The 12,779-nt window shown below is 34.2% G+C and carries 12 protein-coding genes; 5 read left to right on the top strand and 7 right to left on the bottom strand.

Translation table 11 applies throughout. The features are described 5' to 3' along the window. Nucleotides 1-28: 28 nt before the first annotated feature. Complete coding sequence (locus MPR_RS04890; protein ID WP_006266532.1) at nt 29-808, bottom strand: zinc ribbon domain-containing protein; 780 nt, start codon at nt 806-808, stop codon at nt 29-31. A gap of 2 nt (nt 809-810) precedes the next feature. Next, on the bottom strand, nt 811-1,905 hold the full coding sequence (locus MPR_RS04885) for a Nif3-like dinuclear metal center hexameric protein (protein WP_041889787.1): 1,095 nt from the start codon (nt 1,903-1,905) through the stop codon (nt 811-813). Nucleotides 1,906-1,973: 68 nt separating this feature from the next. On the opposite strand from MPR_RS04885, the gene lpxK reads away from it, so the two are divergent. Together lpxK and MPR_RS04875 are read left to right on the top strand one after the other, a co-directional pair. Continuing rightward, entirely contained in the window at nt 1,974-2,999 is a 1,026-nt protein-coding gene (gene lpxK, locus MPR_RS04880; RefSeq protein ID WP_041889785.1) for a tetraacyldisaccharide 4'-kinase, read from the top strand. Continuing rightward, complete coding sequence (locus MPR_RS04875; protein WP_041889783.1) at nt 2,971-3,783, top strand: purine-nucleoside phosphorylase; 813 nt, start codon at nt 2,971-2,973, stop codon at nt 3,781-3,783. The genes lpxK and MPR_RS04875 overlap by 29 nt, the downstream gene beginning before the upstream one ends. Nucleotides 3,784-4,095: 312 nt before the next feature. On the opposite strand, the gene MPR_RS04870 is transcribed toward MPR_RS04875, so the two are convergent. Continuing rightward, nucleotides 4,096-5,871, bottom strand: a complete 1,776-nt coding sequence (locus MPR_RS04870; protein ID WP_041889781.1) for a MutS-related protein — start codon at nt 5,869-5,871, stop codon at nt 4,096-4,098. A gap of 205 nt (nt 5,872-6,076) precedes the next feature. Between MPR_RS04870 and MPR_RS04865 the strand changes: the two genes are divergently transcribed. Further along, on the top strand, nt 6,077-6,808 hold the full coding sequence (locus tag MPR_RS04865) for a phytanoyl-CoA dioxygenase family protein (RefSeq protein ID WP_041889779.1): 732 nt from the start codon (nt 6,077-6,079) through the stop codon (nt 6,806-6,808). A 64-nt stretch (nt 6,809-6,872) separates the two neighbouring features. Here the strand turns inward: MPR_RS04865 and MPR_RS04860 are convergent, their stop codons facing one another. After that, on the bottom strand, nt 6,873-7,178 hold the full coding sequence (locus tag MPR_RS04860) for a DUF805 domain-containing protein (RefSeq protein WP_041889776.1): 306 nt from the start codon (nt 7,176-7,178) through the stop codon (nt 6,873-6,875). Nucleotides 7,179-7,441: 263 nt separating this feature from the next. On the opposite strand from MPR_RS04860, the gene MPR_RS04855 reads away from it, so the two are divergent. Then, nucleotides 7,442-9,178 (top strand): erythromycin esterase family protein, encoded by a 1,737-nt coding sequence (locus MPR_RS04855; protein WP_235280550.1) that lies wholly within the window; start codon nt 7,442-7,444, stop codon nt 9,176-9,178. A gap of 259 nt (nt 9,179-9,437) precedes the next feature. Continuing rightward, nucleotides 9,438-9,815 (top strand): hypothetical protein, encoded by a 378-nt coding sequence (locus MPR_RS18860; RefSeq protein ID WP_235280546.1) that lies wholly within the window; start codon nt 9,438-9,440, stop codon nt 9,813-9,815. 50 nt (nt 9,816-9,865) lie between these two features. Here the strand turns inward: MPR_RS18860 and MPR_RS04850 are convergent, their stop codons facing one another. The 3 genes from MPR_RS04850 to MPR_RS04840 form a co-directional block, all read right to left on the bottom strand. Then, nucleotides 9,866-10,276 (bottom strand): hypothetical protein, encoded by a 411-nt coding sequence (locus tag MPR_RS04850; RefSeq protein WP_041889773.1) that lies wholly within the window; start codon nt 10,274-10,276, stop codon nt 9,866-9,868. A 92-nt stretch (nt 10,277-10,368) separates the two neighbouring features. Next, a complete protein-coding gene (locus tag MPR_RS04845; protein WP_041889770.1) occupies nt 10,369-11,400 on the bottom strand; it encodes an alpha/beta hydrolase family protein in 1,032 nt (343 codons plus the stop codon). A gap of 116 nt (nt 11,401-11,516) precedes the next feature. Then, nucleotides 11,517-12,758: a YncE family protein gene (locus MPR_RS04840; protein WP_041889767.1), complete on the bottom strand. Its 1,242-nt coding sequence runs from the start codon at nt 12,756-12,758 to the stop codon at nt 11,517-11,519. Nucleotides 12,759-12,779: the final 21 nt, after the last annotated feature.

The raw sequence follows: 12,779 nt of genomic DNA, 5'->3' as shown, positions 1-12,779 counted from the left end.
AGCCTCTTTCACAAGAGGCTTTCTGATATTATAATTTAGCTATAATAGCTTCAATTTTTTCTCTTTCTTCTTCAGCTAAAGCACTATCAACTAAAATACGTCCACTGTGCTCATCCGTAATAATCTTCTTACGTGCCGCAATCTCTACTTGAGTTTGTGGTGGAATAGTAAAGTAAGATCCTCCTGATGCACCACGCTCGATAGATACAACAGCTAAACCGTTACGAACACCATTTCTGATTCTGTTATAAGCTACTAATAAACGATCTTCGATATCTTGTTTGAACTCTTCTGATTTCTCTAATAAGATTTTCTCTTCACGCTCAGTCTCAGACATAATGCTGTTTAATTCAGCTTCTTTATGTCCTAAGTGTTCTTTTCTAGCAGCTAACTTAGTTTCTGTCTCTGCAATTGTGTTTTTCTTGTGCTCGATGCTAACTTTCATCTCTTTGATGTGTTTTTCAGCAAGCTCAATCTCTAACTTCTGGAACTCAATCTCTTTTTCTAATGAGTTAAACTCTCTATTGTTTTTAACCTCATTTTGTTGCTCAGTATATCTTACGATAGCAGCTTTGAATTCCTCAATAGCAGCTTTTTTATCCTTAATACTCGCTTCGATATTACTTAAGTCTATATTTGATTTCTCTAAGCGTTTGTTCAGTCCAGCAACCTCATCTTGTAGATCTTCAACTTCAAGAGGCAATTCTCCTCTCATATTTCTGATTTCGTCAATTCTTGAGTCAATCAATTGCAAGTCATAAAGTGCTCTTAACTTCTCTTCAACGGTTAATTCTTTTTTCTTTGTCATCATTATAAGTAGTTAACTGGATTCGTATTTACTGTTGATAAAATAACTGCAAAAGTAGTTATTTTTTTTGAAAGAAAGTCAGTTATATAATTTTTTGTATACCTTTCACTTTCAAAATGCCCTATATCAGCTAAAACCAACTGACTTTCAGCTTGGTAATAATCGTGATATTTCAAATCTGAGGTGATATAGGCATCTACTTTCTGTGATAATGCAGCTCCTATCGCAAAACTACCTGAACCTCCTAACACAGCTACTCTCTTTATCGGCTTCCCTAATAGCGCACTATGTCTAATACCTCCAGTTCCTGTTTTAGCTTTGACCATCTGTAAGAATGTTACCTCGTCCATCTCTTCCTCTAGTTCACCTATCATCCCCATTCCTACATTTTGCAGTTTATTTTCTAGAGTATATATTTCATACGCTTTCTCCTCATAGAAGTCTAAGTCAAATAAGGCTTTTAATACCTTACCTTGTAGATGTTTCTCAAATATTACTTCTACCTTGACTTCCTCTACTTCTTCATATTTTAGTGGTTCTCCTATAACAGGACTACTCTTCTCATTTCCTCTAAAACTTCCCTTGCCCTCCGTGGTAAAACTGCACAAATCATAATTACCTATAGCACCAGCTCCTGCATTAAACAGTGCCTTTCTCACTTCATCTGCATTCACACGAGGAGCGTAAGTCACTAGCTTTTGGATATAGTTCTCTTTCGGTATTAATATACTTGTGTTCTTTAATCCTAGTGTATCACAGAAGATCTTATTCACCCCTTCCTGATGATTATCTAGTGCAGTATGTATAGCATAGATTGCGATATCGTGTTTGATCGCTTTAATTACAGCTCTTTCTACATAGCTCTTTCCTGTTATCTTCTTTAATCCAGAAAACAAGATTGGGTGAAAGCATACTACCATATTACACTTCTTCTCTATCGCCTCGTCTATCACGGTCTCTAAAGCATCATGACAGACTAGGATCCCACTTACTTCTAAGTTATAGTCCCCTACTAATAACCCGACATTATCAAATCCCTCTGCATACGATAACGGTGTCATCTCTTCTAACACAGTGATTACTTCTCTTAACTTCATTTCTCAAATAATTTTGAACTGTAATTTATATATTTTCTCAAAGATAAAAAAATTGGTAATTTCGTATTATGGAATTACTGCGAAAATTACTCTTCCCTTTTGCCATCTTATATGGAGGGATCACTTCCCTGCGCAATTACCTTTATTCAATAAATATATTGAAGAGAACCTCTTTTAGTACACCTACTATAGTCGTAGGTAACTTAAGTGTAGGTGGTACTGGTAAAACGCCTATGGTGGAATACATAATACGACTTTTAAAAGACAAATACAAAATAGCGACTCTTAGTAGAGGGTATAAACGCAAAAGTGAGGGCTTCTTCCTAGCGGATGAACATACCACTATGGAGCAAATCGGTGATGAACCCTTCCAATATCATCACAAGTTTGATAATATCGCTGTAGCGGTAGATGCAAAAAGAGTAAACGGAATAGAGAATATCCTAAAACGAAGAACAGATACTCAAGCCATCGTTCTAGATGATGCTTTTCAGCACCTAGCTGTAAAAGGTGGTTTTAATATTCTACTGACTACTTATGATGAACCGTACTATAGCGATTATATGTTGCCGACAGGTAACCTTAGAGAAAGTCGTAGAGGATCGAAACGAGCAGATATCATCATCGTCACCAAATGCCCTCCTACGTTATCCTCAACAGAACAAAACGAGATCATTAAAAAATTAAATCTCAAACTGGGACAATTGTCTTTTTTTACGTATATTGAATTCAGTAAACTTGCATATTCAAAGGCTGATTCTATCTCAGTAGAAGACTTAAAAAAAGAAGAGTTTTTAATGGTAGCTGGTATTGCTAAACCACAAAGTTTTTTTGACCATCTAAAGGGCGATAAAACAATTTGTTTAACATTTCCTGACCATCATCATTTTTCATCTACTGACATTGAGTTAATTTTGAACAAAGCAAAAGAGAATAAGATTATTACAACAGAGAAAGATTATGTCCGTTTAAATGGACTAATCCCCTCGAATAAATTATATTATTTACCAATTCAGACTTCCTTTTTAAACAATCAAGAGGAGTTTGATAAAACAATTTTAAACTATGTGGGAGCAAGTACAAGAAACGGTTAAGTATTTAATTGAAAAGACACAATTCAAACCTGAGATAGGTATTGTATTGGGGTCAGGATTAGGAAACCTTACTGCGGATATTAAAATAGAGCATGAAATTCCTTACTCAGAAATTCCTAATTTTCCAGTATCTACTGTACAAGGACACAAAGGTGCTTTAATCTTTGGTACGATTGGTAATAAAAAAGTAATGGCTATGCAAGGTCGTTTCCATTACTACGAAGGATACGAAATGGCAAAAACGGTATTCCCTATCAGAGTAATGAAGTATATGGGAGTAGAAACATTGATCGTATCTAATGCTTCAGGAGGTGTTAACCCTACATTTAAAGTAGGAGACATTATGATCATCACAGATCATATCAATGCATTCCCTGATCATCCTCTAAGAGGACATAATGATGAGCGCTTCGGACCTCGTTTCGTAAACATGAATGATGCGTATACAGGAACTTTAGTTAAGAAAGCACAAGAAATAGCTAAAGCAAAGAACTTCGATATTAAACAAGGAGTATACTACGGATTACAAGGACCAACTTTTGAAACATTAGCGGAGTATAAAATGGTACGCGTGGTAGGAGCAGACTGTGTAGGTATGTCTACAGTACCAGAAGTAATCGTAGCTCGTCACATGGATATGAAAGTATTCGGTATCTCTGTTATCTCTGATATGGGGAATGAAGAAGGTATCGTAGAAGCACATCACGAAGATGTACTTAGAGCTGTAGAAGCTGCTGAGCCTATCGCTCGTGAGCTTATTAATGAGTTAATTAAAACTATCTAATTAGTTTTTCTTATAATGTAATTTTAAGAGATACTTCTGTAGAAGAAGTATCTCTTTTTTTTAAGACCTGTTTAGATTCTCTGTGTGGTTTTCTTTAAGAATACTACAGAGAACCTAAACAGGTTCTTTTTTTCACCTTCTATCTCATGCTAGTATCATAATGGCAGTTTTATCGCATAGTGATCGCATTAAAAACGGCCAAAACTATGCGAGCAGTATGCCATCACTATGCGATAACTATGCGACCACTCGAATCAAAGGCACAAAAAAAAGCCACCGAAGTGACTTTTTTGAGTTCTCTATTATTATAAATTAATCTATAATTTCCATTTTTTTCATAATGAATGTGGCATTCTTATTCTGACATACACCATCTCTTATCTTGTAGTCAAAGTGTAAATCATCTTCTTTAATCTCCACCTCAAAACATTTATTGATAAGAATATCAGGGAATTTATTCGTTGTCTCACATACCTCTAAATCATGGGTAGCGATCACACCATAGGTCTTCTCCCTAATCAACTTATGGATCACTCCTATCGTTCCGCTCTGCTTATCATCAGAGTTCGTCCCTCTAAGTATCTCATCTAATAGTACAAAGCATGGTTCTTCTCTCACCTGTTCGATAATCATCTTTAGCCTTTTCACCTCTGCATAGAAGTAAGACTCACTATCTTCTAATGAATCTGTCAGTCTCATCGATACAAATAACGGCAGTGGGAAGAAAGTAGCTTTCGTAGCACAGATAGGCGCTCCTATACTAGCTAGTACAAGGTTAACCCCTATGGTACGCAAGAAAGTACTCTTACCAGACATATTAGATCCTGTCAGAATCACAAAGCGTTGGTTGCTAAAGTTGATATCATTACAGACTCTCTTCTTCTCATTTAGCAGAGGATGTCCTAGATCTTTAAACTTCATCTCTCCCTCTTCACTGATAGTAGGGAAGGTATAATGTCTGTTGTTATAAGAGAAGTTCGCTAACGAATTAAGCGCTTCTACCTCTCCTATGATCTCTATTGCTTTAGGTACAAGATGTCCTTTGCTCTTTTTCCATTCTAAAAATCGGTGTAATACATGTACATGATACTGTACAAAACCGTTAAAGACAACCATCACAAAGATATTAGCAACAGTCTCTAACTGTTCGAATAGTTTTGATAGTTCTTTTAACTCTTTACTCGCTTGAAAAGAATCTTTATTTAATTCACTGATATAGGATTTCATTTTATCCGTAGTGAAAGTCTCTCTTTCTATACGTTTAATGATAGAACTACAGCTCTCTATAGTCTCATGTACCTTATCTGCTCCTCCTAGCTCTGCCTGAATATTCTTTATCTGTGATAAAGTCAGTATTAAGTTAAAAGAGAATAAGGTAGAGATCACATATCCCACAAAGTCAAGGTCTAACAGAAAGTATAAAACAATCGAAATCCCTAATAGCACAGGTAACACATAGCTTAATGCACGGCCTAGCTTACTAATAGGTACTACGGCTGTGTCACTCCATTTCTTTAATCTTGTATACGCTTTTTCATCTAGATTAGACAATTTACCATAAGCATTTATCTCATGTCTCCATTCTACCTTCTGAGAGAGTTCTTTAATCGCTTCTTGGTTATCTAAAATCGCTTCTGATGTCAATTTGCCTTTTAATAAATCTGCAAGCTTTTGTTTTCCTATAAATGTTGCTGTCCTATTTAGGTATTGATATAGGGATTTATGCCCAAAAATATCTAAGTCAAAAGCATAAGGGTGTTCTGTAGTCTTAAACTCTTCTCCTGCATCAAAAGGTCTTTTATCCTCTTCTAAGAAAGCAAGTTCATCTGTATTGATCTCTTTAAGAGCCTGCACATAGCGCATCTTCCACGAGTACTCTACGTGTACACGCAGTAATACTAAGAAAGCAACAATAAGCCCTCCTGTAAAATATAAGTAAAAGGTATCTGCGTTAGCCAAAGCTAGATAGAAGAAATAAATAATAGCGAAGAATACGATCAAGCGTATTGCTCCTACTATTTTATATTTACTTCTTATAGCATTGTATTTAGTATTAAATAATAACTGTCTTTTGTTATAAATTTCCATTGATAATTTATTTTTTTTGCCATACCGCCTCTAATGAGACATCAACAAATATACACCAATAAAAATATCTTGTTCATTAATTCTAGTTATAATATTGAGAATCTATTGTGAAAATAAGGGAATAAATAGGACAAATTAAATTAGTATTACACTATTTCACTTCAGTAGTTTATCTTCGTATTATAAAATCTCTAATAACAGTGTTATGCCTGTAGACTTTGAACAAAATAGTTATCTATATCTACCTAGTTTCTTTACGGAAAAAGAATTAACATCTATAGAATTGATACTTAACAACTTTCACAAGCAATGGTTGATTGAATATGAACAAGGGTATGAGAAGGGCTTAATCAACAGTCATAGCCTTACGAGTAGTCCTTTTATTACTAAACAAGAAAGGTTAGCATTATTCCAATTCATTGCTCAGGCTAAGCTTACGAATATTGTAGAGTCTATCTTTCCAGATAAAGCTAAATTCTTAAATACTCAATTATTCTTTGACCCTTATCGCAAGGAACAAAAGAACTATTGGCATAGAGATATTCAGTATACAGGGCTTTCGATAGAAGAACAACAAGAAAAGATTAAGACAGAGAATGTAGTTCACTTTAGAATCCCACTGAAGAAAGAAAATGGAATAGAAATCATCCCTGCTACTCATCGACTATGGGATATGCCTATAGAAGAAGACACTAGACTATCTCAGCATGGTCGTCATCCAAGTGATGCTCTAGAGCGAGGGCAAGTGTTTAATCTAAATAGGGGTGATCTATTTATCTTCTCTGCGAATAGTATACACAGAGGGCTATATGGTGATGAGAGATTCTCTTTTGACATTATCTACTGTGATGACACATCTGCTTTTAATGCATTTATAGACTCTAAAAATCAACCTACAGAAGAAGAATTAATTCTTCTAAACAACAGTGTGTTCTAAGAGTATACCCTTTATACAAAGGAACTAAAAAGGATGTAATGGTATAATACTCATTACATCCTTTTTAGCTTTCTATTGGCTCTGATATAGGCTTCGTCACTTTTATCTCTCTGGATAACATACCTAACCAGGTTCTAAAACTAAACTGTTCCCACCCTTTCTTACCTAAATCGTGACAGCGTCTAGTTCCTTTGCCAAAAAGATAAACATGTAACCCTATAAAGACCATTAGAAATAGTATTCCGAAAAAAGCGCCACTTAATCTCGCAAACATTGAGAAGCTTAAAAACAACAGCACAAAGTAAGTTACTAGACTTACGATATATGCCTTTCTGTTGATAGTCCCTTTATAAGAAAATGCCTCTTTCATCACAATTATTCAATTTATCTTGAAGCGTCAAATTTAAACAAAAACTAGTAACAAAATTACTCTGATTATATAAGTAATAGGTAGACTTATTTGTGATAAAATAAAGTTTTATTTAGATATACTGACTGTAGTTATTTTAATTTCAAAATACATGACACCTTATGACAAATATGTTAAACAATCAAACAACACCTCCTGATTAAACAATAAGAACCTTATATTTAAGGTTATATCTATAACCAACTAGAAATAAACACTATAATATGAGATTTTTATTCACCTTACTAATGGCTTTAGTAATCACCATCACTAAAGCACAAGAGTTAATAATACAGCCACTACTTCCTCCAGATACTAAGGAACTAACAGACCTGTCTTTCCTTAAAGAAGAGCTAAAAGACAAGCAAATCGTCATGCTAGGAGAACAAACACATATGTATGATAATATCTTTGAGATGAAGACAAGAGTAGTTGAATATCTACACCAAGAAATGGGCTTTACTACTTTCGCTATGGAGTCTCCTGTATATGATATATGGAAGATGAATCAACAGGGATTTAATCCTGATGCATTCAATCAAGCTATTTTTAGTACATGGAGTAATAGCCAAGAATTTCAAAGATTAGTTAAGTATATAGAAGATAATGACCTTAAAGTGATAGGATATGACTCGCAAATCCTAAATGACGATATCTTCATAGAAGACTTCTTTACTTACCTAGAGCAACAAAAAATAAGTTTAAAGCTTGACTCGGATGACTTCGGTATCGCATTAGAGGCATTGCTAGTTACTTATAAATACGATAATCAAGATATCAAGTTTACTGCTTTTGAAAAAGAGCTTAAAAGAATAATTACTGCTATAGAGAGGTTACCTCAAACAGACACTAATCTTACTTGGGTACAAATCACTAAAGGTCTTCTAAGCACTGCACAATCAGTCAATGATATGAAAGAACCTATTATGACAAGTGACCTTGCCTCTAAAGATGACAACTATCGCGATAAGCAGATGGCGGATAACTTAATACAGTATATTAAAAGGCATCCTCAAGAAAAAATCATGGTATGGGCTGATAATATTCATGTTATGTACAGCAACCCAAATAGTGGAAATGTACAGGCAAGAGCCTTCATCTCTATGGGACGACAAATAAAAGATTATTATAAAGAGAAAGTATTTAGTCTAGGTACGTTACATGCTAATGATTCCCTATTCGATACAGGGACACGTACATTACATGCTACTCCTATTCAAGAAGGTTCTTTTGAAGATCAGTTACAAAAGTTAAACACTCCTTATCTGTATATTTCTTCTAATCAAGAAGCAATGCATCAACCTATGGACACAAGGCTACTTCACTTCGTAGAGTATACGAAGGAGAGATTAGACTTATTTCACGATGGTTATATATTTCTAAATACTGCTTCACAAGCAGAGCGAAAAAAGATAAAGAAACAAGATGCCCAAAACAAGGTAACTATATCTTCTAAAGAAATTAAGCAAGAACAAGGTTCTTTTAAAGGGCAACTATTAGATAAAGATACTCAACAGCCTATCGCCTTTGCAACTATCATTTTAGTAGAACAAGATATCTATAGAGTAACGGATGACAATGGGTATTATGAACTGCCTTTTGACCCTAAGACAAAAGGCAACTCTATCCTAGAGATACAAGCTCTAGGGTATGATAACTATACTGTATCCTTAAATGAATTAGCTTCTGTTATCTCATTAGAAGCCAACTTTGACTTACTAGATGAATTAGTTATCACCAAACAACTTACTCCAAAAGAAGTACTCCGCCTTGCTATCAAAAAGAAAGCTGAGAACCACCCTACTGAACCATTTAACTTCACTAGATTTAGTCATGAATTATTCTATAAGAACGATACTAAAATATTTGACCTTGAAATAATAACTAAAGATTATCAGGAAACTTATTTAGGCTTACACAGAACAACTTTTGAGGTACAACAAGTAAAAATGGAACAATAGAAGTATTAAGAACATAAAAAATACAGACCATATTTTTAGAGGTAGAGAGAATCCAATTCAATACTCTAATATATTACACAAAAGAAAATACAAGAAGTTTAAACTTTCGTTTATAGAGTCAAAAGATCCTAATGATAGTAACTTATATGTTATCGCATTCGAAACAGAAAGAGAGGGTTGGAATTACACTAATAAAGTTGATCCCTCTAAATACTCAGGTAGAATTTATATTAATCAAGATAACTATGCCATAGTAAAAGTGGTTGAAACATGGGAATCATCATTAGATGCTGATTATTTAAAAAGTAAGTATAAACCCAATTCTAATATAGAGCGTATTGCATTAAGGACTGCTAAGGAAGAAAATATCAGCGTATTCAAAGATCTCCTCAATAATGGTAAATACTATGCTACTAACTTCTTCTATAGATCCTTTAGTGAAGAAACTTATCATAATGGAGAGAAACATAATTTAACCAACTCTACTGACTCTCATTTATTTGATTTAAAAACAAATGACGTCGAATTCATAGAGTATGAATTTAAAAACAAAAGCAAAACTTTACTAGATAGGGTATCTTACAATGAGGACTTTTGGAACAACTTCTACAAAGAAAACCCTCAGTATAAACCATAATTAAGTTAATCAAAAAGAGGCTGTAATTCCATTACAGCCTCTTTTTATATCTATTTCGTAATGACGATCATCCCAAAATCACCTTTTTTATAGCCATACATCACATCTGTCTGTTTTGACTTTTCGAAGCGTATTTCTTTTACATCTTCTACTTTTAACAAGGCTAAGTCTTTTGACTTCATCATCGTATTACCCTCGCCTTTTTTATCTATTACCATCACACTAAAATCCCCAGGCTCTATAGTAGGAAGAGCTCCCTTGTGATATAACTTACAGGTATTAATATAAAGATCTTCTACATACTGCTGTAGAGTAAGTTTATTACCTGGGTTTACTTCTTCTTTAGATTGATATAAAGAAGCTAAACTGTCATTTATACTTGTGTTTTTATCTTGTGGATTTTGTCCAATACAGAATGTAGTAACACATAGTGCCACTACTATATATCTTAAATGTCGCATGAGGTATAGAGTGAAATTATAGGTCTCTAATTTACTCTATCAATTCTTAATATAATGGTAAAGATAAGGTATTGAAATGCTAATTAAATCAACTATTGCTTTAACACCCAGTCCACTATTTTTTGTTTAGGTTCTTGATGTATTTCATAACTTTCTCCATCAGCGAAGAAATGATTTTCTCCTTCTAATACTTCTATTGTTATATTCTTATTATGAAAACTCTGAAGCAATTCAACATTGCTAATAGGGTCTACTAATACGTCTTGATCTCCTATCATATAAAACATCGGTATAGCTATCGCTCTATACTTGTCCTGATTGTCTTTTGCTACTATATCTCTTTCTGCATGTCCTATTAGAAATCGATACCTCGTTTTAGTTTTCTTATCTGTATATCCTATCTCCTTCATCTTTTTCTTATACATCTTCCAATAGTTCTTATCATCCTTAATTGAAATATAATAATCAGCTAATTCGTTATACACCTTTTCTTTTTCTTCTTGAGTATCATACACAAAGTAATCTTGAAAACCATTCTCCTCTTGTCTTAGTTGGTATAAAAACATCTCTTTACCAGAAACAACAGGTGATGATAACATCACTAAAAAATCAGGGTCAAAAGAATGAGCATAAGCATCCATAATAGTAATCCCTCCCATGCTATGCCCTATCACACCAATCTTTTTATCCTTTAACTCTTCTCTCTTCTTTAACATCTGAAAGGCAGAAGCTAATTCTGCACCCATCATAGTAGGGCTATATGACATATCTCCACCTCCTGTTCCTCCTGAATTTCCCATCTCTCTTTCATCATATCTAAATACAGCTACATTGTGATCTAATAATGCTTCTGCTAAATAGCTATGTGTATTACGTGTATTATATCCTGTACCTGGTTTAATAATCACTACTTTATCGAAGCCTGTCTTAGGTATGATCAAACTCCCTTCAAAAGAAACGCTATCTATCTTTTCTTTCCAATGAAAGGCAGGTACATTAAATTTAATCGTAGTAAAAGAGTAATTGTCTTTTTTAGGGACATAGGTTTCTAAGTCAGTCTTAGCATTCTGTCCTATACACATCGAAGTAATCAGTAGAATACTGTATAAGATTAAGTGTTTCATAATTATAAGTTTTAGTTAAGTGTTCTATAGATAACTACTTAACTAAAACCTTTAGTATAAAAAAAAGCTACTTTAACATATCGTAAAGTAGCTTTATCCATTCTTATATCAAGTGATTACCACACTAATACGTTATTCTCATTCTTCCAAAGTAACAAACGGAAGTCTTCATAAATATCAGCAGTACCAATAGTATGTGTATCTCTTACAGGCTTATTCAAAGTCAGCTTGTGTAATATACCTGCATGTGTACCTACATATAATGTCTTCTCATCCTCTGATAATACCATTCCACTTATGGTAGAACCTAAGAAATGTTGCCACAGCTCTCTTCCGTCTTTATGTATTGCTCTGATATAACCATAAGCATCTCCTAAGATATAGTAGTCATTAAAAGCTACACCAGCATACACACGCATTCCTTCATCTAATATCGTAATATCCTCATGATCATCCCACCCTGGTATATCTATTCCTTCTAACTTATCTCCATCTACACCTATCGATATCCCATTGTAAAAATGGCAAGAGTTAGTCAGTAGTTGTTTATCATCTTTAGTAAACAAACAATAATGAGGATACTCAGATTGTGGCCCTACTGATCCTACTTTATTCCCTTCACTGTCCAAAACGATGTGATCGCTACACTGCTCTCCTACTACAATATATTTATTGTCGTGAGATAAAGTAGCATGATCCATAGATAATCCATTGTTTTCTTCCCCTTCTTCTAGTATTGGAAACAACAGTTTCTCTTCTTTAGTATTTAATAAATAAATTCCCTCTGAAGAGATCAACAATACTTTCTGCCCGTCATTAAAAGGAATAAGTCTTGTAATTCCTATATTCGCTAAAGTATCTAATGTAAACTCTGCTATAATTTCTCCTTCCCATCCTTGACGAGTCACTATCTTATCTGCGTATGCTATCGCATAAACAAGGTTGCGCATAGACTGTCCGACGCTTTTAATCTCTTTGTCTAATGCAACTACTTCTGTTCCTTTTGCTATATATGCTTGTCGCTCTTCATAAGAAGTCCCTTGCATAAAAGCAACGCTATCTTCTGCTATATAACAAATATCTCCTATATAACTCCCTTTGTCATCTAACATAGGTACAATAGGAGCATGTGCAGGAGGAAACTCTTGTCTAAAAGTATCTACTGTACCATTAACATTAGCTTTTCTTAATAACTCAATAACTGCTTCTGCAAGTTTACCTCTTGTGTCCTCTGCTTCTTTACCATCCCATTTATCCCAGCCGTGTTCTGTACCAAAAGCGACCATCTCATTAATCTCCTTAGCATACTTCTCGCCTTTCTTATACCACTTACTCTGTAGCTCTTCTCTTGTTTTCATCTCTTCTATGTTTTATCACAG

Origin of the sequence: Myroides profundi (assembly GCF_000833025.1) — a bacterium.
In the GTDB taxonomy this organism is placed as follows: domain Bacteria; phylum Bacteroidota; class Bacteroidia; order Flavobacteriales; family Flavobacteriaceae; genus Flavobacterium; species Flavobacterium profundi_A.
The sequence above is the reverse complement of the archived record's forward strand: the minus strand, read 5'-3'. Positions and strand labels throughout refer to the sequence as shown.

Coding starts and splice junctions, on each gene's coding strand:
- MPR_RS04845 (WP_041889770.1), bottom strand. CDS start 11,400: ATGAAACACTTAATCTTATACAGTATTCTACTGATTACTTCGATGTGT.
- MPR_RS04870 (WP_041889781.1), bottom strand. CDS start 5,871: ATGGAAATTTATAACAAAAGACAGTTATTATTTAATACTAAATACAAT.
- MPR_RS04860 (WP_041889776.1), bottom strand. CDS start 7,178: ATGAAAGAGGCATTTTCTTATAAAGGGACTATCAACAGAAAGGCATAT.
- MPR_RS04840 (WP_041889767.1), bottom strand. CDS start 12,758: ATGAAAACAAGAGAAGAGCTACAGAGTAAGTGGTATAAGAAAGGCGAG.
- MPR_RS04885 (WP_041889787.1), bottom strand. CDS start 1,905: ATGAAGTTAAGAGAAGTAATCACTGTGTTAGAAGAGATGACACCGTTA.
- MPR_RS04890 (WP_006266532.1), bottom strand. CDS start 808: ATGACAAAGAAAAAAGAATTAACCGTTGAAGAGAAGTTAAGAGCACTT.
- MPR_RS04875 (WP_041889783.1), top strand. CDS start 2,971: ATGTGGGAGCAAGTACAAGAAACGGTTAAGTATTTAATTGAAAAGACA.
- MPR_RS04855 (WP_235280550.1), top strand. CDS start 7,442: ATGAGATTTTTATTCACCTTACTAATGGCTTTAGTAATCACCATCACT.
- lpxK (WP_041889785.1), top strand. CDS start 1,974: ATGGAATTACTGCGAAAATTACTCTTCCCTTTTGCCATCTTATATGGA.
- MPR_RS04865 (WP_041889779.1), top strand. CDS start 6,077: ATGCCTGTAGACTTTGAACAAAATAGTTATCTATATCTACCTAGTTTC.
- MPR_RS04850 (WP_041889773.1), bottom strand. CDS start 10,276: ATGCGACATTTAAGATATATAGTAGTGGCACTATGTGTTACTACATTC.